The 20,433-nt window shown below is 72.3% G+C and carries 22 protein-coding genes; 12 read left to right on the top strand and 10 right to left on the bottom strand.

Annotated elements, in window-relative coordinates; translation table 11 throughout:
- Positions 1–69: 69 nt before the first annotated feature.
- A complete protein-coding gene (locus KBX08_RS07420; RefSeq protein WP_210781867.1) occupies positions 70–1,266 on the bottom strand; it encodes an acyl-CoA dehydrogenase family protein in 1,197 nt (398 codons plus the stop codon).
- A 177-nt stretch (positions 1,267–1,443) separates the two neighbouring features.
- Here KBX08_RS07420 and KBX08_RS07415 point away from each other — a divergent pair, with 177 nt between their 5' ends.
- Positions 1,444–1,986: a DUF4190 domain-containing protein gene (locus tag KBX08_RS07415; protein ID WP_210781831.1), complete on the top strand. Its 543-nt coding sequence runs from the start codon at positions 1,444–1,446 to the stop codon at positions 1,984–1,986.
- Between the two features lie 27 nt (positions 1,987–2,013).
- Here KBX08_RS07415 and KBX08_RS07410 read toward each other — a convergent pair whose 3' ends face one another.
- A complete protein-coding gene (locus KBX08_RS07410; protein WP_210781830.1) occupies positions 2,014–2,919 on the bottom strand; it encodes an SDR family NAD(P)-dependent oxidoreductase in 906 nt (301 codons plus the stop codon).
- A gap of 118 nt (positions 2,920–3,037) precedes the next feature.
- Here KBX08_RS07410 and KBX08_RS07405 point away from each other — a divergent pair, with 118 nt between their 5' ends.
- Entirely contained in the window at positions 3,038–3,604 is a 567-nt protein-coding gene (locus KBX08_RS07405; protein WP_210781829.1) for a DUF4190 domain-containing protein, read from the top strand.
- A 75-nt stretch (positions 3,605–3,679) separates the two neighbouring features.
- Here the strand turns inward: KBX08_RS07405 and KBX08_RS07400 are convergent, their stop codons facing one another.
- Positions 3,680–4,636, bottom strand: a complete 957-nt coding sequence (locus KBX08_RS07400) for a CoA ester lyase (RefSeq protein ID WP_210781828.1) — start codon at positions 4,634–4,636, stop codon at positions 3,680–3,682.
- A 128-nt stretch (positions 4,637–4,764) separates the two neighbouring features.
- Between KBX08_RS07400 and KBX08_RS07395 the strand changes: the two genes are divergently transcribed.
- Both KBX08_RS07395 and KBX08_RS07390 read left to right on the top strand, forming a co-directional pair.
- On the top strand, positions 4,765–5,589 hold the full coding sequence (locus KBX08_RS07395) for an SDR family NAD(P)-dependent oxidoreductase (RefSeq protein WP_210781866.1): 825 nt from the start codon (positions 4,765–4,767) through the stop codon (positions 5,587–5,589).
- Positions 5,582–5,875 (top strand): hypothetical protein, encoded by a 294-nt coding sequence (locus tag KBX08_RS07390; RefSeq protein WP_210781827.1) that lies wholly within the window; start codon positions 5,582–5,584, stop codon positions 5,873–5,875. Before KBX08_RS07395 ends, KBX08_RS07390 begins: the two co-directional genes overlap by 8 nt.
- A 43-nt stretch (positions 5,876–5,918) precedes the next feature.
- On the opposite strand, the gene KBX08_RS07385 is transcribed toward KBX08_RS07390, so the two are convergent.
- The gene (locus tag KBX08_RS07385) at positions 5,919–6,863 is read right to left on the bottom strand and encodes a DMT family transporter (RefSeq protein ID WP_210781826.1); all 945 of its coding nucleotides are present in this window, start codon (positions 6,861–6,863) and stop codon (positions 5,919–5,921) included.
- Between the two features lie 106 nt (positions 6,864–6,969).
- Between KBX08_RS07385 and KBX08_RS07380 the strand changes: the two genes are divergently transcribed.
- The gene (locus KBX08_RS07380; RefSeq protein WP_210781825.1) at positions 6,970–7,689 is read left to right on the top strand and encodes an HAD family hydrolase; all 720 of its coding nucleotides are present in this window, start codon (positions 6,970–6,972) and stop codon (positions 7,687–7,689) included.
- Between the two features lie 8 nt (positions 7,690–7,697).
- Here the strand turns inward: KBX08_RS07380 and KBX08_RS07375 are convergent, their stop codons facing one another.
- Both KBX08_RS07375 and KBX08_RS07370 read right to left on the bottom strand, forming a co-directional pair.
- Complete coding sequence (locus KBX08_RS07375; RefSeq protein ID WP_210781824.1) at positions 7,698–8,228, bottom strand: hypothetical protein; 531 nt, start codon at positions 8,226–8,228, stop codon at positions 7,698–7,700.
- A 12-nt stretch (positions 8,229–8,240) separates the two neighbouring features.
- Complete coding sequence (locus tag KBX08_RS07370; protein ID WP_210781823.1) at positions 8,241–9,110, bottom strand: PhzF family phenazine biosynthesis protein; 870 nt, start codon at positions 9,108–9,110, stop codon at positions 8,241–8,243.
- A gap of 33 nt (positions 9,111–9,143) precedes the next feature.
- Here KBX08_RS07370 and KBX08_RS07365 point away from each other — a divergent pair, with 33 nt between their 5' ends.
- The 3 genes from KBX08_RS07365 (at position 9,144) to KBX08_RS07355 (ending at position 12,298) form a co-directional block, all read left to right on the top strand.
- Entirely contained in the window at positions 9,144–10,430 is a 1,287-nt protein-coding gene (locus KBX08_RS07365) for a magnesium transporter MgtE N-terminal domain-containing protein (RefSeq protein WP_210781822.1), read from the top strand.
- Positions 10,423–11,073 carry a DUF1003 domain-containing protein gene (locus tag KBX08_RS07360; RefSeq protein WP_210781821.1) on the top strand — a complete coding sequence of 217 codons (651 nt, stop codon included), beginning with the start codon at positions 10,423–10,425 and terminating at the stop codon, positions 11,071–11,073. Before KBX08_RS07365 ends, KBX08_RS07360 begins: the two co-directional genes overlap by 8 nt.
- Before the next feature lie 76 nt (positions 11,074–11,149).
- The gene (locus KBX08_RS07355; protein ID WP_210781820.1) at positions 11,150–12,298 is read left to right on the top strand and encodes an Mrp/NBP35 family ATP-binding protein; all 1,149 of its coding nucleotides are present in this window, start codon (positions 11,150–11,152) and stop codon (positions 12,296–12,298) included.
- Between the two features lie 254 nt (positions 12,299–12,552).
- Here KBX08_RS07355 and KBX08_RS07350 read toward each other — a convergent pair whose 3' ends face one another.
- Complete coding sequence (locus KBX08_RS07350; RefSeq protein WP_210781819.1) at positions 12,553–12,975, bottom strand: preprotein translocase subunit TatB; 423 nt, start codon at positions 12,973–12,975, stop codon at positions 12,553–12,555.
- A gap of 97 nt (positions 12,976–13,072) precedes the next feature.
- A complete protein-coding gene (locus KBX08_RS07345) occupies positions 13,073–14,542 on the bottom strand; it encodes a trypsin-like peptidase domain-containing protein (RefSeq protein WP_374101930.1) in 1,470 nt (489 codons plus the stop codon).
- A 300-nt stretch (positions 14,543–14,842) separates the two neighbouring features.
- Here KBX08_RS07345 and KBX08_RS07340 point away from each other — a divergent pair, with 300 nt between their 5' ends.
- The gene (locus KBX08_RS07340) at positions 14,843–15,412 is read left to right on the top strand and encodes an O-methyltransferase (RefSeq protein WP_112581855.1); all 570 of its coding nucleotides are present in this window, start codon (positions 14,843–14,845) and stop codon (positions 15,410–15,412) included.
- A gap of 54 nt (positions 15,413–15,466) precedes the next feature.
- Here KBX08_RS07340 and KBX08_RS07335 read toward each other — a convergent pair whose 3' ends face one another.
- Together KBX08_RS07335 and KBX08_RS07330 are read right to left on the bottom strand one after the other, a co-directional pair.
- A complete protein-coding gene (locus KBX08_RS07335; protein WP_210781865.1) occupies positions 15,467–16,942 on the bottom strand; it encodes a M17 family metallopeptidase in 1,476 nt (491 codons plus the stop codon).
- A gap of 147 nt (positions 16,943–17,089) precedes the next feature.
- Positions 17,090–17,257: a DUF3117 domain-containing protein gene (locus KBX08_RS07330; RefSeq protein ID WP_007455245.1), complete on the bottom strand. Its 168-nt coding sequence runs from the start codon at positions 17,255–17,257 to the stop codon at positions 17,090–17,092.
- A 190-nt stretch (positions 17,258–17,447) separates the two neighbouring features.
- Here KBX08_RS07330 and KBX08_RS07325 point away from each other — a divergent pair, with 190 nt between their 5' ends.
- Genes KBX08_RS07325 through KBX08_RS07315 form a run of 3 tightly spaced genes read left to right on the top strand, consistent with a single transcriptional unit; the run spans position 17,448 to position 20,420 of the window.
- On the top strand, positions 17,448–18,266 hold the full coding sequence (locus KBX08_RS07325; protein ID WP_210781817.1) for a PaaX family transcriptional regulator C-terminal domain-containing protein: 819 nt from the start codon (positions 17,448–17,450) through the stop codon (positions 18,264–18,266).
- 4 nt (positions 18,267–18,270) lie between these two features.
- Positions 18,271–19,062: an enoyl-CoA hydratase-related protein gene (locus KBX08_RS07320; protein WP_210781816.1), complete on the top strand. Its 792-nt coding sequence runs from the start codon at positions 18,271–18,273 to the stop codon at positions 19,060–19,062.
- Positions 19,063–19,121: 59 nt separating this feature from the next.
- Positions 19,122–20,420 (top strand): DUF1800 family protein, encoded by a 1,299-nt coding sequence (locus KBX08_RS07315; protein ID WP_210781815.1) that lies wholly within the window; start codon positions 19,122–19,124, stop codon positions 20,418–20,420.
- Positions 20,421–20,433: the final 13 nt, after the last annotated feature.

Below are 20,433 nucleotides of genomic sequence, written 5' to 3'. Positions count from 1 at the left end.
AGGGTCGACCGGGCAACCGAAAGTGCAAGATCGCGACGGGCGGGGCGGGGCGGGGCGGGGCGGGGCGGGTTAGAGCTTGTATTCCTTGAGGAGGCCGCGGGAGATGATGGTCTTCTGGATCTCCGAAGTGCCCTCGCCGATGAGCAGGAACGGGGCCTCCCGCATCAGCCGCTCGATCTCGTACTCCTTGGAGTAGCCGTAGCCGCCGTGGATGCGGAACGCCTCCTGGACGACCTCGGCGCAGTATTCCGAGGCGAGCAGCTTGGCCATCCCGGCCTCCACGTCGTTGCGCTGGCCGGCGTCCTTGAGCCGGGCGGCGTTGACCATGAGGGCGTGCGCGGCCTCGATCTTCGTGCCCATCTCGGCGAGCTTGAAGGCGATCGCCTGGTGCTTGGCGAGGGGCTGACCGAAGGTCTTGCGCTGCTGGGCGTAGCTCACCGCCAGCTCGAAGGCTCGGATGGAGATGCCGCAGGCACGGGCGGCCACGTTGACCCGGCCCACCTCGATGCCGTCCATCATCTGGTAGAAGCCGCGGCCCACCTGGTCGGCGCCGCCGAGGATCGCGGAGTCGGGCACGGTCACGCCGTCGAGCACCATCTCGGTTGTCTCGACACCCTTGTAACCCATCTTCTCGATCTTGCCGGGGATGGTGAGGCCGGGGGCGGTCTCGCCGAAGCCCGGCTCCTTCTCCAGCAGGAAGGTGCTCATGTTGCCGTAGACGGACTCCGCGCCGGTGTCGGTCTTGACCAGGGTGGCCACCACCGAGGAGTAGGCCCCGTTGGTGAGCCACATCTTCTGCCCGTTGAGCACGTAGCGGTCGCCGTCGCGGACGGCCCGGGACTTGATCGCCGAGACGTCGGAGCCGGTCTCGGGCTCGGACATGGAGAACGCGCCGCGAACCTCGCCGGTGGCCATCTTCGGCAGCAGGCGGGTCTTCTGCTCGGCGGAGCCGTGCTGAGAGATCAGGTACGCCACGATGAAGTGGGTGTTGACGATGCCGGAGATCGACATCCAGCCTCGGGACAGTTGCTCCACCACCAGCGCGTAGGTGAGCAGCGATTCGCCGAGGCCGCCGTACTCCTCGTCGATGGTGAGACCGAACAGCCCCATCTCGCGCATGCCGTCGAGGATGTCGGTGGGGTACTCGTCGGCGTGCTCCAGTCGCTGCGCGTGCGGGATGATCTCCTTGTCGGCGAAGTCCCGAACGGTCTCCAGGATCGACTGTTGCACATCGGTCAGGCCGGGCGTCTGGGCGAGTCGGGCCATCTCAGCCTCCGGGGATCCGCGCACTACTCATGGGTAACTGAACGCTGGGTCAGTATCGGCCCCTCGGGTCGACGAGGCCAAGGTGACCAGTCCACACAACCGCTGTGAAAAGGTTCACCGCTGCGGGTAGCGTCCGGCAAGAGGGACTTTTCCGGCACCGGCAGGAGGAGGACAGCTGTGAGCTACCCGCCGCCGTCGGGACCGCCCGAGGACGAGCCGCCGCCGTCACCCTACGAGCCACCGAAAGACCAGTCGCCGTACGCGCCACCGCCGGCCGGCCAGTCGCCGTACGCGCCACAGCCGGACCAGCCGGCGTACGAACTGCCGACGGAACGGTCACCGTACGGGCCACCGGCGGGCGAACCGTCACCGTACGGCCACCAGGGGCCGCAGCAGTCGGCGCACTGGAGCCAGCAACCGCCGTACCCACCGCAGGGTCCCTACGGTCAGTACGGCCCACCGCCGTCCGGGCCGGGTCGGGGCACCAACGTGCTGGCGATCCTGTCGCTGGTGTTCGCCTTCGTCTTTCCGCCGGCCGGCGCCGTCCTCGGCCACCTGGCCAAGCGGCAGATCCGCACCAGCGGCGAGGAGGGCGACCAGCTCGCCACCTGGGGGCTGATCCTTGGCTACGTCTTCACCGGGCTCACCGTGCTGGCCTGCTGTGGCTGGCTGGCGCTGGTGGCCTTCGGCAGCAACACCGGTGACGGTGGCGGCTACTGACGAACGGGCCGGTGCCGACCGGCGCCGTCAGCGGAAGCGGGCCTCGCGGACGCTGTTGCCGCCGTCCACCACCAGCATCTGCCCGGTGATGTACGAGGCGGCCGGCGAGCAGAGGAAGCTGATCGCCGCGGCGACCTCGTCCGGCGTGCCCGGTCGCCCCACCGGGGTGCCCAACCCCTGCTTGATCTCGGCCATGGTGGACGCCGCGGTGTAGATGGTGCCGGGCGCCACCGCGTTGACCGTCACCCCGTCGGCGATCATCTCCATGGCCAGGGCCCGGGTCAGCCCGACGACCCCGGCCTTCGCCGCTGCGTACGCGGCCTCGGTGGGCAGGGCGTTGACCGGGCCGGCCGTGGCCGACAGGTTGACGATCCGACCCCAACCCCGCTCGGCCATCCCCCCGATGAACGCCCGGCTGCACAGGAACGCGGTGGAGAGGTTGCGGTCGATCTCGCCGCGCCACTCGTCGTAGGTCAGCTGCGCCACCGGCCGCAGCACCCCCTGGCTGGCGCGACTGGCCAGGCCGGCGTTGTTGACCAGCACCTCGACGTCGCCCAACTGCTCGGCGACCGCATCGGCCAACGCGCCGACCTCGGACTCGTCGGTCAGGTCCGCGACGAAGCCGGTCACCCCCAGCTCGGTTGCCCGCTCGTGAATACGTCGGGTGGTCGAGACGATCGCCACCCGCGCGCCCAGGTCGGCGAGTCGCCGGGCGGTGGCGTACCCGATGCCGTCCGGGCTGCCCGCCCCGGTGACCAGGGCGACCCGCCCGTCGAGGCGCATGGTGACCGGGTCGGTGAGCGCGACCGGCTCGTCGGGGCCGGGGCTGCCCGCCGGGGCGGCCGTCCGGGCGCGTCGGGCCGCACCCGGGCGGCTGACGTCCCGTCGGGGTCGGCTGCCGGAGCGGTCCGCGGCGCGCGCGTCGTATGCCATGTCAGGGATCCTGCCCGTTACGACCGGCCCGAGCAACGCGGCACCCGGAAGCAGGGGCGTCGGGTTTGGGCGGCGCTGGCTACCCTGTCTCCGCACCCCAACCTGACGGAGAGTTCGTATGACCAATCCCCCGCCGCCCGGCAACTGGAGCGACCCCACGTGGTCGGCCCAGCCGTCGAGCCCCGCACCGGACCCGACAGTGGTGGCCGGTCAGCCGGTGCCCGCGCAACCTGGCCCGGTCGACCCGTACACCCCCGACCCGTACGCCCCGACCGCATACGCCCCGGACCCGTACGCCCCGGTCGACCCGTACGCCGGCGCGAAGCAGCCGGCGGCCCAGCCGATGCCCGGTTACGCTCCGCCCGGATACGCCCCGCCCGGATACCCGCCGCAGTACCCCGGCTACGGCTACCCGCAGGCGCCGAAGACCAACGGGCTGGCCATCGCGGCGTTCGTGCTGGCCCTGCTCGGTTTCACGTCCTGCATCACCGCGCCGATCGGCGCGATCCTCGGCCACGTGGCGCAGAAGCAGATCCGGCTCAGCGGCGAGGGTGGGGCGGGGATGGCGAAGGCCGCCATCATCGTCGGCTGGATTCTCACCGGGTTCCTGGTGCTGGTGATCGCCATCTACGCCGCCGCGATCATCTACGCGATCGCGACGAGCGACAACAGCAGCAGCTACTGACCGGCGGGCGGGCCGGCGTACCGCCGATTGTCGGGCCGGACCGACAGCCGGCGGCGGTCGTCCCGGCCCGGCCGGTCACTGCGCCGGTGGGGTGAACGACGAGGTACGACTCATCCCGGCGGCCCGGCCCTTGGCCGCGACCACCAGCGCCATCTTGCGAGACGCTTCGTCGATCATCTCGTCGCCGAGCATCACGGCGCCGAGCCGGCCGCCGGCCTCCGAGGTGTAGTGCTCGTACGCGTCGAGGATCAGCTCGGCGTGGTCGTAGTCGGCCTGCGCCGGCTGGTAGACCTCGTTGGCGGCGTCGATCTGGCCCGGGTGCAGCACCCACTTGCCGTCGAAGCCCAGCGCGGCCGAGCGCCTGGCCACCTCGCGGAACGCGTCGACGTCGCGGATCTGCAGGAACGGGCCGTCGATGGCCTGCTTGTCGTGCATCCGCGCGGCCATCAGGATCCGCATCAGGATGTAGTGGTACGGGTCGCCCGGGTAGTCCGGGATAAGGCCGCCGACCACCATCGACTTCATGTTGATCGACGCCATGAAGTCGGCCGGGCCGAAGATGATGGTCTCCACGCGCGGCGAGGCGGCGGCGATAGCGTCCACGTTGACCAGGCCGGCGGCGTTCTCGATCTGCGCCTCGATGCCGATCCGACCGACCTCCAGGCCGATCGTCTTCTCGATCTGGGTGAGCGTCAGGTCCAGCCACTGCACCTGGGCGGCGGTCTGCACCTTCGGCAGCATGATGCAGTCCAGGTTGGCGCCGGCGCCCTCGACGACCTCGATGACATCCCGGTAGGTCCACGGGGTGGTCAGGTCGTTGACCCGGACCACGCGGGTCTTGCCGGCCCAGTCGCCCTCGTTGAGGGCGGCCACGATGTTCTTGCGCGCGTCCGGCTTGGCCAGTGGGGCGACGGCGTCCTCCAGGTCGAGGAAGACCTGGTCGGCCGGGAGACCCTGGGCCTTGCCGAGCATTTTCACGCTGGAGCCCGGCACGGCGAGGCAGGACCTGCGGGGGCGACCGACTGCGGCCATGGATGCGCTCCTTCCAGCGTCCGGCGGGCATGCCGACGCCACCTGACGACAGATCCGGGACCTTAACGATCCCAAAGGGCGTTGTGACGCCACGGTAACCTCGCGCCATGACCGGGGTGAATGGACCTGTGGAAGATCTCACTGGGCGCCGACTGGTGGTGGTGACCGGGGCCAGCTCCGGCATCGGGTTGGCAGCCGCCGTGGACCTGGCCTGCCGGGGAGACCAGGTGGTGCTGGTCGGGCGGGACCCGGCCCGCCTGCAGGCGGCAGCCGTTCGGGTACGGGAGAACTCCGGTGAACGTCCGGAACTGTTCCGGGCCGACTTCGCGATCCTCGACGACGTACGCCGACTGGCCGAGCAGCTCCGGGCCACGTACGACCGGATCGACGTGCTCGCCAACAACGCCGGAGCGATCGCGCTGCAACCACTGAGGACTGTCGACGGTTTCGAGATGTCGATCCAGGCCAACCACCTGGCCCCGTTTCTGCTGACCAACCTGCTCGCCGACCGGGTGGGCCGGGTCGTGGTGACCGCCTCCGGCGCGCACCGCTTCGGCGCACTCGACCCGGACGACCTGAACAAGCCACTGCGTGACTACCGGCCGATGGGCGCGTACGGCACCAGCAAGCAGGCGAACGTCCTCTTCACCGCCGAGGCCGCCCGACGCTGGCCGGACGTTGCCGCGTACAGCTTCCACCCCGGGGTGGTCCGTACCCGGTTCGCCAACGACAGCAGGCTTGTCGCGTTCGGCATGCGGTTCATGCCGTTCCGCAGCCCCGAGAAGGGTGCCGAGACCCTGGTGTGGTTGGCCAACCAGGAGCGCTCCCGGCTGATCAACGGGGGTTACTACGTCGACCGCCGGCCGCGTCGACCGCTACGGAAGGCGGCCGATCCGCAGCTCGCCGCCCGGCTGTGGACGGCGAGCGCCAAGGCGGTCGGTCTCGATGGCTGACCGGGACGGTGCGCTGACACTCGTCGCGATCGTCGAGTTCACCGTCGGGGCGGAGGCCGCCGGGCGGCGCTACGAGGACGCCGTCCTGGCCCTGCTCGATCGGCACGGCGGCCGGTTGGAGCGGCGTCTGCGCGGCACCGACGGGCAGACCGAGGTGCACGTGATCCGGTTCGACGGTCGGGTCGGCTACGAGTCGTTCCTCGCCGACCCGGACCGGGCGGCCCTGCGTACCGCCCTCGGTGCAGCCGCGCCGACGACCCGGGTCGTCGAGGTGCACGAGGGCTGAACCGGTAGGCGGGTGGGGGCCTCGGCCCGCCCGGGTGGGGCGATCAGTCGGCCAGCGGGGTCGGGTCGGCCGGCAGTGCGGTGGGTTCGGTCCGCCGGCCGCCGAGCACCACCACCGCCACACCGGCCAGCAGCAACGCCATGCCGAGCAGCGCGTACGGGCGGGGCAGCTGACCCAGCCAGGCCCAGCCGAGCACTGCCGCGCCGGGTGCCTCCAGCAGGATCAGCACGCTCACCGTGGTCGCCGGAATCTTTTGCAGGGCGTAGTTGAACATCGAGTGCCCGAGCAGTTGGGCGCCGGCCACCAGGGCCAGGATGGCCAGCCAGGTACGCCCGTCGAAGCCGGTCAGCCGTACGCCGCCGACCAGGCACAGGGCCAGCAGGATCAGCGCGCAGATCCCGTAGCAGATGGTGGTGTAGGTGGTGGTGCTGATGCTGACCCGGGCCCGTTCCCCGAAGGCGGTGTAGACGGCGGCGAACACGGCGCCGATCAGCGCCAGCACGTCACCGAGGACGGCCCGGCCGGAGACCCCCACGTCCACTCCGGTGGCGACCGCCGCGCCGCCGACCGCCACCGCGATGCCGATCCACACCACCCGGGGCAGCGGACGCCCCTGGGCGCGGGCGATCAGCCCCTGCCAGACCGGCTGGGTGGCGACCAGGGCGGTGGACGTGGCGACCGAGGTGAGCTGGGCGCTCGGCACCCAGGTCGCGAAGTGCCCGGCCAGGGCGACCCCGGACAGAACGCAGAACAGGCCCTCCCGCCGGCCCGCGCCCACTGTCAGTCTGCGGAACTCCGCGCGGCGTCGGACCAGGGCGAAGGGGCTCAGCACGGCCACCGCGAGCAGGTTTCGCCAGAACGCGATGGCCAGCGCGGGGGCGGCGGCGTACGCGATCAGCGGCGCGGACGACGACACGGCGACCACGGCCAGCCCGACCGCGCCGGTGGTCAGCGGGTCCAGGGACGGCCGGGGTGAAGGTGGGGGCACGGGACGTAATCCTCACACGTATGACGGTCAGCACGGAGGGTCATCACTCCGTTACGATCACGCGGGTTCGCGCCGGCGACCCTCGACCGCCCGGAGGCGCTCCCCCATGCCCAGCTACCAGGCGGTGCTGTTCGACTTCTTCGGCACCCTGACCCGTTCGGTACAACGCGGTGTCGCGCACGTCGGCACCGCCGAACTGCTCGGGTGTCCCACCGAGATCTTGACCGAGGTGCTGAACCGCACCTACTACGAGCGGGCCAGCGGCCGACTCGGCGACGCGGAGGCGACACTGCGCTGGGTGTGCGCCCAGGCCGGCGTACACCCCAGCGACCATGCGGTACGGGCAGCGGTGGCGTCCCGGCACCGGGCGGTCCGCGCCGACACCTGGCTGCGGGCCGACGCGGTGCCGGTGCTGGCGGCTCTGCGCCAGCGCGGGCTGCACACCGGCGTGATCAGCGACTGTACGCACGAACTGCCGGCCTTCCTGCCGCAGCTCGCAATCGCCCCCCTGCTCGACGTACGGGTCTTCTCGGTGCAGGTCGGGCGGTGCAAACCGGATCCGACCCTCTACCTGACGGCCTGCCAGCGGCTCGGGCTCGCGCCGGTCGACTGCCTCTACGTCGGTGACGGCGGCAGCCAGGAGTTGACCGGCGCCGAGCGGGCCGGAATGACCGCTGTCCGGCTCGCCGCACCGGATCTGGCCACGCACATGGTCTTCAACGCCGACCGGGACTGGCGCGGCCCCACACTCGGCACCCTGGGCGAGGTGCTCGCCCTCGTCGACGCCGACGCCGCAGTGGCGGGCGTCGGCGGTCGGGCCGGCTGATCAACCGATCAGCGGCGGCGGACCCGGTGCAGGCGGAACGGCTTGCGGGTGGCCCGGACCGCCGGAGTCGCCCGGGGTGGCTCGGCCTGCGCGTCGGCCGGCAACTCCGCTCCGGCCAGCGGCGTACCGGCCGGGGCGAGGCGATTCACAGCGCATCCGTCGGCGGCCCATCGGGCCACCAGGTCAATGGTCGGACCGGGCGCGTTGAGGCGCTTCGCCGCCACCAGCGGCGCGGTGACGTCCCACGCCTCGGTGCCCGGCAGCAACCGGCTCACCCGGGCCGGCCAGGTGACGATCCGACCGCCGTGGTCGCCGCGCAGGGTGACCTGGGCCTCGGTCGCGTCGGCCAGACCCGGTGCGGCCTGCTCGCCCGGCCCGCTGACCACCAGCAGCGCGCCCTCCCGCGGGGCGCACCAGAGCGCGAGCGCCGGCCCACCCGCAACGCTGACCCAGGCCACGGCGGCCTTCTTCATCGCCTCGTCGACCAGTGGGGTGCCCCCGGGGGCGTCCTCGTCCGTCACACCCGCATCCTCCCGCATCGGCTCCTCCGCTCAGCCCACGAACGGCGGCACGGCGATCTCGCCCCGAGCCACCGGCACCACCTGGCCGGCGACCGTAGCGCCTACCGCCACCCCGTTCGCCGCGGTGACAGTGCAGGCCAACGCGGACGGACGGTTCATCTCCACGCCCTGACGGACCGCGTACTCCGACCGCCCCTCACCGGGCAGCAGACCACTCGCCACCAGCCAGACACCGAGGCCGAGCGCCGCCGAACCGGTCGCCGGGTCCTCCGGAACGCCGATCCCCGGCACGAAGACCCGGGCGTGCGCGGTTTGCGCGGCCGCGTCCCAGGAGAAGACGCTGACGTGCGACACCCCGTACCGCTGCGCCGCCGCCGGGTCCACCCGGGCGCGGGCCACCGACTCCGGACGCACCGGCAGGTACGGGAACTCCAGCCCGCAGCCGGCGACCCGTGGGGCGGGCCCGATGTGGTCCTCGGCGAGCAGCCCGGCGATCTCCAGCAACGGCTCCGGGTCCAGCTCCGGCCCGAGCGTCGGGGCGCCACCGGTCAGCGTCGCCCCGGACGCGGTCACCTCGATCGGCAGCACACCGGCTCGACACTCCTGGGTGACCTGCCCCACACCGAACATGCCCCGTCGGCAGGCGGTGACCGCCGCGCCGACGCTGGGATGCCCGGCGAACGGCAGCTCCTCCACCGGGGTGAAGATCCTGGCCCGGTAGGTGACGCCGACCTGGGTCGCAGGCAGCACGAACACCGTCTCGGACAGGTTGAACTCCAACGCGAGCGCCTGCATCTGCTCGGTGGCCAGCGCCTCCGCGCCGAACACCACCGCCAGCGGGTTGCCGGCGAAGGGGCGATCGGTGAAGACGTCCACGATCTCGTAGGCCAAGGTCGACATGTTGATAAACACTAGGCGCTTAGGCTGGTGCCCGTGAGTACGCCGACCCGGGTCTACATCGCCCGTCTCGCCGGAGTCGCCGTCTTCGACCCGAACGGCGATCAGGTGGGCCGGGTTCGTGACGCCGTGGCACGGCTGCGGGCGACGAAGCGTCCGCCGGAGGTGGTGGGCCTCGTCGCCGAGATGCCGATGCGTCGCCGGATCTTCCTGTCCATCAACCGGATCACCTCCATCGACGCGGACGCCGTCGTGCTCGGCTCCGGCACCCTCAACCTGCGCCGGTTCGAGAAGCGCCCGAACGAACTGCTGGTGCTCCAGGAACTGCTCGACCGGCGGGTGCAACTCGACCCGGGCGGCCAGCCCGGCGCCGTCGTGGACGTCGCGATGGAGTGCAGCCGCGGTGGCGAGTGGTCGCTGACCCGGGTCGCCGTACGCGAGCAGACCGGTCGGCTCAGCCGCCGCGGCCACCTGCACCAGGTCGAGTGGGACCGGGTGCGCGGGCTCAGCGGCATCGCCGACAACCGGGGTACGGCGAACCTGCTCGCCGTCCTGGAGGACATGCGCCCCGCCGACCTGGCCAACGCGTTGCAGGATCTGCCCGACGCGCGACGCAACGAGGTCGCCGCCGCCCTGGACGACGAGCGCCTGGCCGACGTGCTCAGCGAGCTGCCGGAGCACGACCAGGTGGAGATCCTCGCCGCCCTCGACCGGGAGCGGGCCGCCGACGTCCTGGAGGAGATGGACCCGGACGACGCCGCGGACCTGCTCAACGAACTGCCCCCACCCGAGCAGGACGTGCTGCTGGACCTGATGGAGCCGGACGAGGCCGACCCGGTACGCCAACTGCTGAAGTACACCCCCGGCACGGCGGGCAGTGTGATGACCTCGGAGCCGGTCATCCTGCCGCCGGACGCCACAGTCGCCGAGGCGCTGGCCCGGATCCGGGAGCCGCAGCTCTCTCCCGCCGTCGCCGCGCAGGTCTTCGTGACCCGGGCACCGCAGAACACACCGACCGGCCGCTACCTGGGCATGGTGCACTTCCAGGCGCTGCTGCGCGAACCCCCGGCCGACCTGCTGGGCAAGGTGGTGGTCAACGACATCGACCCGCTGCGCCCCACCACGCCGCTGCCGGAGATCACCCGCCGGATGGCCACCTACGACCTGGTCGCCATGCCGGTGATCGACCGCAACAACCGGCTGGTCGGCGCCGTGACGGTCGACGACGTGCTGGACCACTCGCTGCCCCGGGACTGGCGGGACCGCGACGCCCTGGCCGCCCCGGGTACCACCGACCCCGCGCTGGACGGCGCAGATGGCTGACCGGCGTCGGACGGAGCGTCTCGACCAGCCACGCGAGCCCCGGGGCGTGAAGTTGCCCCGGTTCGACGCGGAGGCGTTCGGTCGGTGGTCCGAGGGCATCGCCCGGGGCATGGGCACCGCGAACTTCATCGTCGTCATGACGGTGGTGATCGCGATCTGGTTCGTCTGGAACACCCTGGCCCCGGCGAACCTGCGCTTCGACCCGTACACCTTCACGTTCCTGACCCTGGTGCTGTCGTTGCAGGCCAGCTACGCGGCCCCGCTGATCCTGCTGGCCCAGAACCGGCAGGCCGACCGGGACCGGGTGGCCCTGGAGGAGGACCGGCGGCGAGCCACCGCGCAGAAGGCGGACACCGAGTACCTGGCCCGGGAGATCGCAGCCCTGCGGATCGCGCTCGGTGAGGTCGCCACCCGCGACTTCCTCCGCTCCGAGCTGGCCCGGCTGGCCGAGGAACTGGACGAGGTGGGGCAACGCCGGCAGCGACTGGAGCGCCGCCAGCAGGAGAAGGACAGCCGGCAGGAGCGACGGGGCCAGCGGCCGACCGACGGGGTCGGCCTGGAAGAACCCCGCGACGACCTGGACGGCGACTTCACCCGGGACGCCCGGCCGGACGGCACCGGCCCGCGCCGGTCAGAGAGCTGACCGGCGGGTCATCGATTGGCTCACACCGCCCCGGGCAGCGGCGGCAACGGATGCCCCGCGACGTAGCATTGCGGGCATGTCAGCACCCGTGAGCACCGTCGAGGACGCGATCCAGGCCGCCCTGGCCACCGTCAACGACCCGGAGATCCGCCGGCCCATCACCGAGCTGGGCATGGTCCGCTCCGCCACGATCGGTGCCAGCGGTGTCGTCCGCGTCGAGCTGCTGCTCACCGTCGCCGGCTGCCCGCTGAAGGACAAGCTGCGTACGGACATCACCGCCGCCGTCGCCGCGGTGCCCGGCGTCACCGGCGTGGAGATCGACTTTGGGGTGATGACCCCCGAGCAGCGACAGTCGTTGCAGTCGCAGCTGCGTGGCGGCGGCGCCACCGAGGAGCCCGTCATCCCGTTCGCCCAGCCCGGCTCGCGCACCCGCGTGTACGCGGTGGCCAGCGGCAAGGGTGGCGTCGGCAAGTCCAGCGTCACTGTCAACCTGGCGGCGGCGCTCGCCGCCCGTGGACTCTCCGTCGGCGTGGTCGACGCCGACATCTACGGCCACTCGGTTCCGCGGATGCTCGGCACGGAAGCGCGGCCCACCCGCGTCGAGGACATGATCATGCCGCCGCAGTCGCACGGCGTGAAGGTGATCTCCATCGGCATGTTCACCTCCGGCAACGCCGCGGTGGTGTGGCGCGGCCCGATGCTGCACCGGGCGTTGCAGCAGTTCCTGGCCGACGTCTACTGGGGCGACCTGGACGTGCTCCTGCTCGACCTGCCGCCGGGCACCGGCGACGTGGCCATCTCGCTGGCCCAGTTGCTGCCCAACTCGGAGATCCTGATCGTCACCACCCCACAGACCGCCGCCGCCGAGGTGGCCGAGCGGGCCGGGGCGATCGCCCTGCAGACCCACCAGCGGGTGGTCGGCGTCATCGAGAACATGTCCTGGCTGGAGCTGCCGGACGGCTCCCGGATGGAGATCTTCGGCACCGGCGGTGGTGAGGCGGTGGCCGCGTCGCTGAGCCGGACCATCGGCGCCCAGGTGCCGCTGCTCGGTCAGATCCCCCTGGACACCCGGGTCCGCGAGGCCGGCGACGCCGGCAACCCGATCGTGCTGGCCGAGCCGGAGTCCCCGGCCGCTCAGGCGCTCGGCACGATCGCCGACCGGCTCGCCCTGCGCCGCGAGTCACTGCTCGGCAAGCCACTCGGTCTCAAGCCCGCTGGGCGCTGACCACCCGGAACACCGTCAGCCCGTCGGCCACTGTTGGCCGGCGGGCTGAATCGTGTCGGTGGATGGTCCAGCCGGGCCGCTGACCGGCGTGGCCGGCGTGGGCGGGCAGGGCCGGCGTGGGCGGGCAGGGCCGGCGTGGGCGGGCAGGGCCGGCGTGGGCGGGCAGGGCCGGCGTGGGCGGGCAGGGCCGGCGTGGGCGGGCAGGGCCGGCGTGGGCGGGCAGGGCCGGACCAGCCGGTCGGGGTACGGGTCGGTCAGGTGGCGTCGTCGTAGCTGGCGCGGGGGGCCGGAGCCGAAGGGCTGCTGGTGGCCGTGCCGGACCGAGTCTCGTTCGACCGCAGGTCGGCGGCGTTCGCCACGTCCTTCAGGTCGTTGTGCACGCCGCTGACGTCCGCGCGCAGGTTGTCGTAGACGCCCTGCAACGGCTTGCGGATCGCCGCCTCGTCCTCCTCGCTGAGGAGGTGCTTGCGGATGAACGCCTTCGGGTGCAGGTCTTCCAGCTGGATGTCGGTGCCCAGCTCACGGCTCAGGTCGCCGGTCGCGTTGCGGGCCATGTTGCGCAGGTTGCGCACCAACCGCAGGCCGTCGGTGATCACGGCGGGGAGCCGGTCGCCGAAGATCAGCAGCGCCAGGAGCAGCAGCGCACCGATCTCCCACCAGTTCAGGTTGTCGAGCATCCCGCGGGCCTCCTCTCGGCGTCAGCAGCAAGACTACGCACGGCGGACGGCTTTCGGGCAAGGGGTGCGCCGCTGTTCACTTCGCCTCCGCGGTGAGTCACTTCGCGTCCGCGGCGAGAGTTACCGAGGTGTTCTGCCGGGCGGAGCCCCGCCGATACTCGACGGTCACGACCGAGCCCGGCGCGTACTTGCGGACCAACGCGGTCAGATCCGTCGGCTCGGTCATCGGCCGTCCGTTGATCTTGAGGATGACGTCGCCGACCTTCAGCCCGGCGCCGTCCGCGGGACCGGACGGCTCGACCTCTGCCAGCCGCAGGCCGCCCCCGACCACCCCGGTCGGGCCGTCCGCCCGGGCGCCGATCACCGTACGTCGGGCCTTGCCGGTGCCGATGATGTCCTGGGTCACCCGCTTGGCCTGGTTGATCGGGATGGCGAAGGCGAGCCCGATGTTGCCCGCCTCCTGTCCCTCGGCGACGAGTGACTTGATGGTGGAGTTCACTCCGACCACCCGGCCGGCGCCGTCGACGAGTGGGCCGCCCGAGTTGCCGTGGTTGACCGCGGCGTCGGTCTGGATGGCCGCGTAGTAACGCACCGGGCCGCCCGGCTCGCCGGCCTGCATCGTCCGGTCCAGCGCGCTCACGATGCCGGCGGTGACCGTGTTGGCGAGCGACAGCGGCGAACCGATGGCGAGCACGGGGTCGCCGACCGCCAGCCCGTCGGAGTCGCCGAACTCCACAGGCCGCAACCCGGGACGACTCACCTTGATCACCGCGATGTCCGACTCGGCGTCCTGGCCGACGATGGTCGCCGGCGCGGTGCTGCCGTCGTTGAAGACCACCGAGGCCTTGCCGGTGCCGCCGGCCACCACATGGTCATTGGTGATCACATGGCCGTCGGCGGTGGCGACGAAGCCGGAGCCCTCACTGGTCCCGCCGAGGCTGCTCACCCGTACGGTGACCACGCTGGGCAGGACCCGTTCGGCGACCCCGGCCAGCGACTCCGGTTTGCGCTGCGCCAGTGCCGGCACCTCTGCGGGCGCACCGCCGAGGACCGCCGCACCAGCGCCGCCGCGCACCGCGAACGCGTAGCCCAACGCACCACCGAGGGTGCCGGCCAACAGCGCGGTGATCACGGGAATGAGCAACAGGTGGCGCAGCGTCGGCCGGCCCGGTGCGTCGGGATCGGTGACCGGCTCGGGCTCGGTGCCAGGGGCCACCACCCCGGGCACCACCACCGCGGTCGGGGCCGCCGGGTCGCGCCAGGGGTCGGCGAGCGCGTCCGACCACCAGGCCGACGCGTCGGCCGAGTTGGGCCCGCCCGCGGCCGGCGCCGGCCAGCCCGGTGCCGTTCCGCCGGAAGACCCCGGCCAGCCCGGAGTCGGCCCGCCGGAAGACGCCGGCCAGCCCGCTGCCGGTCCGTTGCCTGGCGGGGCGAGGGGCGAGCGGTCAGCCCCCGGCATGGTCGGCGGCCCCACCGACGGGGCTCCTGCCCCGGGCGGTCGCGCCGGAGCCGGAGTCTCACCGCCCCGGCGCCAGTCCCAGCCGTCGGTCACGTCGGTGCCTCCCAGTCCGTCCCCGGATCCCGCGCCGCGTCGCCCGGCCACGGGCCGGTCTGGTCGCGGCTGACGGGATACCGCCTCCAGGATTGCACGGATGGACGCGGTGCAGTCAGCGGTTGCCCCCGGTGATCGCTTCCGACGGAGGCGCGGCTGCGCCCCACGACGGTCGCCTCTACGCTCACAGTGCCAACCCGCCCCCGCACCACGCACCGCCCCCGGAGGTGCCCCATCGCCACGGTCGCCGGTTCCGGCAGTTCGACGACACAGGCCCAGCACTTCGCCGAGTCGTACGTCACCGAGGATCTCGTTCTGCGCACCGCCCGCAGCCTGGCCCGGGAGGTGGGCCTCGACGCGGTCACCCCCGGCGCGGGGGCGGCGCTGCGACTGCTGGCCGCCGCCGGCAACGCCCGTGCGGTGGTGGAGATCGGCACCGGCACCGGGGTCAGCGGCGTCTGGTTGCTGCGCGGCATGCGCGTCGACGGCGTGCTCACCACCATCGACGTGGAGGTGGAGCACCAGCGGATCGCCCGGCGGATCTTCGCCGAGGCCGGTTTCGCGGCCGGGCGTACCCGGATCATCACCGGTCGGGCGCTCGACGTGCTGCCCCGGCTCGCCGACGGTGCGTACGACCTGGTCTTCGTGGACGCGGAGGCGACCGGCTTCCACGCCTGTGTGGAGGCGGCGCTGCGGCTGTTGCGCCCGGGGGGAGTGCTGGCGCTCAACGGTGTGCTGGCCAGCGACCGGATCGGCGACCCGTCCGCCCGCGACGCGGAGACGGTGACGGTTCGCGAAACGATCAAGGCGGTCCGGGAGTCGGAGCACTGGATCCCCGCGCTGCTTCCGGTCGGGCACGGACTACTCGCCGCGGTGAAGTGCTGATCCGACCCCAGGGTGGGTCAGCGCCTCGATCAAGCCGAGGCTCTGAGACAGGCGCTAGTTGACGTCGGCGAGCCAGCGCAGCAACGAGCGGACGCCCCAACCGGTGGCGCCGCGGCTGACCTCGGCCTGGTCGCCGTCGGCCCAGGACGGGGCGGACATGTCCAGGTGCAGCCAGCGGTCCCGTAGTTCGCCGGTGAACTCGCGCAGGTAGAGCGCGGCCAGCACCGAGCCGGCACCCTGCGCGGGTGCGCTGTAGAGGTCGGCGATCTCGCTGCCCAGGTACTCGACGTAGTCGGTGTGCAGCGGCATCCGCCACGCCGACTCGCCGGCCGCCTCGGCCGCGGCCAGCACGCTGGCGGCCAACTCGTCGTTCTCGCTGTAGAGGGCGGCGGTGCGCTTGCCCAGCGCCACCGAGTTCGCGCCGGTGAGCGTGGCCAGGTCGAGCAGCAGATCCGGCTTGAGCTGCTGCACCGCGTACGCCAGCGCGTCGGCGAGGACCAGCCGACCCTCGGCGTCGGAGTTGGTCGTCTCGCTGGTCGTACCGCCGTAGTGCCGGATGACGTCGCCGGGGCGGAACGCCGAGCCGCTGACCATGTTCTCGGCCAGCGGGGCCAGCGTGGTGATCCGGACCGGCAGCCGCAGCGCGGCGGCGCCCAGGGTGGCGGCGACGACCGCGGCCGCGCCGGCCATGTCCTTGCGCATCAACTTCATCGACGCCACCGGCTTGATCGAGATGCCGCCGGTGTCGAAGGTGATGCCCTTGCCGATCAGCGCCACGTGGGTGCGCGCGTTGGCGGGGTGCCAGTCCAGTTCGACCAGCCGGGGTCCGCTGGCGGAGCCACCGCCCACGGCGAGGATCCCACCGAAGCCCTCGGTGGTCAGCTCGGCCGGGCCACGGACCCGCAGCCGAAGGTCCGCAACGTCGGCTGCGGCGGAGGCCACCTGGTCGGCGAACCACTGCGGGGTCTTCACCGAGGAGGGGGTGTTGGTCAGGTCCCGGGCGAGATGGGTCATCGCGGCCGTGGTGCGGGCCGTGGCGACGGTGTCCTCGTACCCGGTGGGGTCGTCGAGCAGCAGGTCGACGCCGGTGAGTGCCGGTCGGTCGCCTGCCTCGGTGAGTCGGAACCGGTACGGGGCGAGCAGCAGCCCCTCGGTCAAGCCGCGCACCGCGGCCGGGGCCACCTCGGCCGGCAACGCGATGGTGATATGCGTCTCAGCCGAAGCTGAGCGGGCCAGGGTCGCGCCGGCCGTCCGCCAGGCCGCCTCGCCGCCGTCGCCGATGCCGAGCAGCAGCAGCCGGCCGGGGGTGCGTCCGGGGCGCAGCTGGGTGTGGATCTCGCCGGCTCGGCCCGTCAGCCGGGCCGCTGACGCCAGCGCGCCCGCCTCGTCGGCCGTGCCGTCCGGGCCCGCCACGGCGGTCGATACCGGCTCGGCCGAGGTGTCACCTTCCGCCGTCGAATCGGCGGAGCGGACGGGCAGGACGAGGACGTCGAGCCGGTCCGGCTCAGCGATCAGACGGATGGCGAGCACGCGGAACCGTACCTCCAGGAAAGTGTCGCGGGCCGGCAGCGAACCCACCTGCCCACAGCGTTGAAGACCCTGAGCCACCGGTGATTCCGGTGGCTCAGGGCCTGAAGAACGTTCCGGGCGGCGTGAGCCGCCCGGAGCACTCCTTACTCAGCCGGCCGCTGCCTTCAGTGCGTCACCGAGCGCGTTGGCCTCGTCGGGAGTCATCTCGACGACGAGCCGGCCACCGCCCTCCAGCGGGACCCGCATGACGATGCCCCGCCCCTCCTTGGTGACTTCCAGCGGACCGTCGCCCGTCCGCGGCTTCATCGCCGCCATGTTGTCTCCCCTCAGACCTACACCAGGGTCGGTGGGTTGCCCCACAGCCACTTCGTCACGACCACCCGCAACGGTCACGGGGGTGTCGACCAACGATTTTCCCTGATGAACACCGCCGGACCCAAACCGGAGCAGCATTGATGTAACAGCATCTAGCTTATCTTGAGAAGGCCTGTCACAATGTGCGGTCATGCAGGCACGGTCGGCACTCTTCGACCTGTACGGCGACCACCTCCGTCCGAGGGGTGGCCGGGCACCGGTTGCTGCCCTGGTCAAGCTACTGGCGCCGCTGGGAATCGCACCGCCAGCAGTTCGCACCGCCGTCTCCCGGATGGTGCGTCAAGGCTGGCTCGAGCCCCTCCGGTTGGTCTCCGGACCGGGATATTCGATCACACCTAAAGCTGCCCGCCGACTCGACGAGGCAGCGGCCCGGATCTACCGGACCGGCCGGGTCACCTGGGACGGCCGGTTCGATCTGCTGGTGTTGGAGGCCCCGGGCGCCCGGCGGGACCGCCAGCGGCTCGCCGCCAACCTGAGTTTCCTCGGCTACGGGACGCTCGACGAGCAGACCTGGGTCGCCACCCGCCCCGCCGAGGATGTCGACCTGCTCCTCGCCGAGACCGGCATCCGGTTCGAGCGGTTCACCGCCTCGCACTTCTCCGGCACCCCCGGCGCGATGGGAGTGGTCCGACGCGCCTGGAACCTGGCCGAGATCGGTCGCGCCTACGAGCGGTTCGTCGCGGACCAGCGCCCGCTGCTCGCCGCGGTCACCGTGCGCAGCAGCGACGAGGAGGCGTACGCGGCGCGATTCCGCCTCGTGCACGCGTGGCGTACGTTCCTCTTCCAGGATCCGCAGCTGCCCCCGGCGCTGCTGCCCGAGCGGTGGCCCGGCACCGCCGCGGCCAGTTTCTTCGACCGGCACGCAGCCCGCCTGCGTCCGGCCGCCGACCGGTACGTCGAACAGTGCCTCGACGCCGGCAACCGCATCGTCCGACAGAAGGGTCGTTAGACACGTGACCGAGCCGCTGCTGGTCGACCGGACCGATGCCGTCGTCACCCTCACGCTGAACCGGCCGAACGCGATGAACGCGCTCGACGTGGCGCTCAAGGAGGCGCTGCGGGACGCCCTCGCGGAACTGGAGACCGACAGGTCCTGCCGCGCGGTAGTCCTGGCCGGGGCCGGCGGGTCGTTCAGCGCCGGGCAGGACCTTCGCGAGCACGTGGCCATCCTGGAAAACTCCGCCAGTGACCCGTTGGGCACCGTGCGGGCGCACTACAACCCGATCGCCGCCCGGCTCGCCAACCTGCCCAAGCCGGTGATCGCCGCGGTTCGCGGGATGGCCGCCGGGGCGGGCGCGTCGCTGGCGTTCCTGGCCGACATCCGCATCGGCGGTCCGACCACCAATTTCCTGATGGCCTTCGCCAAGGTCGGTCTCGCCGCCGACACCGGCGCCTCCTGGACGTTGCCCAGACTGGTCGGCCACGCCAAGGCCGTGGAGCTGCTGATGCTGGCCGAGCCGGTCCGCGCCGAGGAGGCCTGCCGGTTGGGCCTGCTCAACCGGCTGACGGACGACGACGAGCAGGTGTTGCCCGTCGCCCAGGAGTTGGCCGCCCGCCTCGCCGCCGGCCCGACCGTCGCGTACGGGGCGATCAAGCGACAGCTCTCCATCGCCGACGCCGGCACCCTCGCCGACGCCCTCGCCGCCGAGGCGCAGGCCCAGTCGATCTGCGGCGCCACCGCCGACCACCGGGCGGCCACCCTCGCCTTCGTCGGCAAGCAGAAACCGGTCTTCGAGGGACGCTGAACGCGATCCGGACGCCGCCCTTACCGTCCTCGAACACGGGACGCCTAGCGTCGGCCGGTATGAGCGATCGTGAATCGGTGGCGCACCTGCTGCGCCGGGCCACCTTCGGCCCGACCGCCGACGAGGTGGACGCGGCCGAGCGGGCCGGGCCGGCGGCGACACTGGACCGGCTGCTCACCCCGACAGGGACGGACCGGGGTGCGGCGGCCACACCGGTCCCGACGCTGCCCCCGGACCCGTACGCCGGGCTGACCAAGGACTCGACCCGTGAGCAACGGCAGCAGGCCAACGCGGAGCGCCGCAAGCAACTCCAGCAGGTCACCGAGTGGTGGCTGGACCGGATGGTGGCCGCCGAGGACGGGCTGACCGAGAAGTTGCTCTTCTTCTGGCACGGGCACTGGGCCACCAGCGCGCAGAAGGTCAAGTCGGCGCGGCTGATGGTGGGCCAGTTGGAGACGCTGCGCCGGCACGGTCGTGGGCCGCTGGGCCCGCTGGTCGCCGCGATGGTGCGCGACCCCGCCCTGATCGTCTGGCTGGACGGGCAGAAGAACACCCGCAAGGCACCGAACGAGAATCTGGCCCGCGAGCTGATGGAGTTGTTCACCCTCGGCATCGGCGCCTACAGCGAGGCCGACGTGAAGGCCGGCGCGCGGGCCCTGACCGGCTGGGTGGTCGACCGGCGTACCGGTGCGGCCCGCTTCGAGGCCCGCCGGCACGACCCCGGCGAGAAGCGCATCCTCGGGCAGAGTGGCCGGTTCGACGCCGAGGCGTACGCCGGCCTGCTGGCTGCCCAACCGGCGGCGGCGACCTTCGTGGCCGGTCGGCTCTGGTTCCGCTACGCCGGCACCGAGACCCCGGCACCGGATGGCCTGGCCGGCGAGGACACCATCGCGACAGTGCGCGCGCTCTTCTCCGCACCGGCCTTCGCGCAGACCCGGGGGACGCTGGTGAAGCAGCCGGTGGAGTGGTTGGTCGGTGCGCTGCGGCAGCTCGGCATCCGACCGTCCGCGCTGCCCGAGCAGCAACGTAAACAACTGTTGGCCGGTCTGAACGCGCTCGACCAGGTGCCGTTGCGCCCACCGAGCGTGGGCGGTTGGCCGGCCGGGTCCGCGTGGCTGACCACCTCGTCGTTACAGGCCCGGCTGCGGACGGCCGGGGTGCTCGCCGCCGCCACGGCACCAGCGGTGCTGGCCCGCCTGACCGCCGCGCCCACCGCCGGCCGACCGGACGCGCTGGCCCGACTGCTGGTGGTGGACGGTTGGGGCGCGCGCACCCGCGCCGCTCTCACCCCGCTGGCCGGTGAGCCCCGCAAACTGCTGGCCGCCGGCCTGGTCAGCCCCGAATACACAGTCAGCTGAGCGGAGGAGTCGA

The organism is Micromonospora sp. H61 (assembly GCF_018070325.1).
Classification (GTDB): domain Bacteria; phylum Actinomycetota; class Actinomycetes; order Mycobacteriales; family Micromonosporaceae; genus Micromonospora; species Micromonospora salmantinae.
This window is presented reverse-complemented; position numbering and strand designations above follow the sequence as displayed.

What these genes read in the sequence shown, in the direction of transcription:
- KBX08_RS07420 (WP_210781867.1), bottom strand. Translation starts at nt 1,266, where the DNA reads ATGGCCCGACTCGCCCAGACGCCCGGCCTGACCGATGTGCAACAGTCG.
- KBX08_RS07410 (WP_210781830.1), bottom strand. Translation starts at nt 2,919, where the DNA reads ATGGCATACGACGCGCGCGCCGCGGACCGCTCCGGCAGCCGACCCCGA.
- KBX08_RS07405 (WP_210781829.1), top strand. Translation starts at nt 3,038, where the DNA reads ATGACCAATCCCCCGCCGCCCGGCAACTGGAGCGACCCCACGTGGTCG.
- KBX08_RS07400 (WP_210781828.1), bottom strand. Translation starts at nt 4,636, where the DNA reads ATGGCCGCAGTCGGTCGCCCCCGCAGGTCCTGCCTCGCCGTGCCGGGC.
- KBX08_RS07390 (WP_210781827.1), top strand. Translation starts at nt 5,582, where the DNA reads ATGGCTGACCGGGACGGTGCGCTGACACTCGTCGCGATCGTCGAGTTC.
- KBX08_RS07380 (WP_210781825.1), top strand. Translation starts at nt 6,970, where the DNA reads ATGCCCAGCTACCAGGCGGTGCTGTTCGACTTCTTCGGCACCCTGACC.
- KBX08_RS07375 (WP_210781824.1), bottom strand. Translation starts at nt 8,228, where the DNA reads ATGCGGGAGGATGCGGGTGTGACGGACGAGGACGCCCCCGGGGGCACC.
- KBX08_RS07370 (WP_210781823.1), bottom strand. Translation starts at nt 9,110, where the DNA reads ATGTCGACCTTGGCCTACGAGATCGTGGACGTCTTCACCGATCGCCCC.
- KBX08_RS07360 (WP_210781821.1), top strand. Translation starts at nt 10,423, where the DNA reads ATGGCTGACCGGCGTCGGACGGAGCGTCTCGACCAGCCACGCGAGCCC.
- KBX08_RS07355 (WP_210781820.1), top strand. Translation starts at nt 11,150, where the DNA reads ATGTCAGCACCCGTGAGCACCGTCGAGGACGCGATCCAGGCCGCCCTG.
- KBX08_RS07350 (WP_210781819.1), bottom strand. Translation starts at nt 12,975, where the DNA reads ATGCTCGACAACCTGAACTGGTGGGAGATCGGTGCGCTGCTGCTCCTG.
- KBX08_RS07330 (WP_007455245.1), bottom strand. Translation starts at nt 17,257, where the DNA reads ATGGCGGCGATGAAGCCGCGGACGGGCGACGGTCCGCTGGAAGTCACC.
- KBX08_RS07325 (WP_210781817.1), top strand. Translation starts at nt 17,448, where the DNA reads ATGCAGGCACGGTCGGCACTCTTCGACCTGTACGGCGACCACCTCCGT.
- KBX08_RS07315 (WP_210781815.1), top strand. Translation starts at nt 19,122, where the DNA reads ATGAGCGATCGTGAATCGGTGGCGCACCTGCTGCGCCGGGCCACCTTC.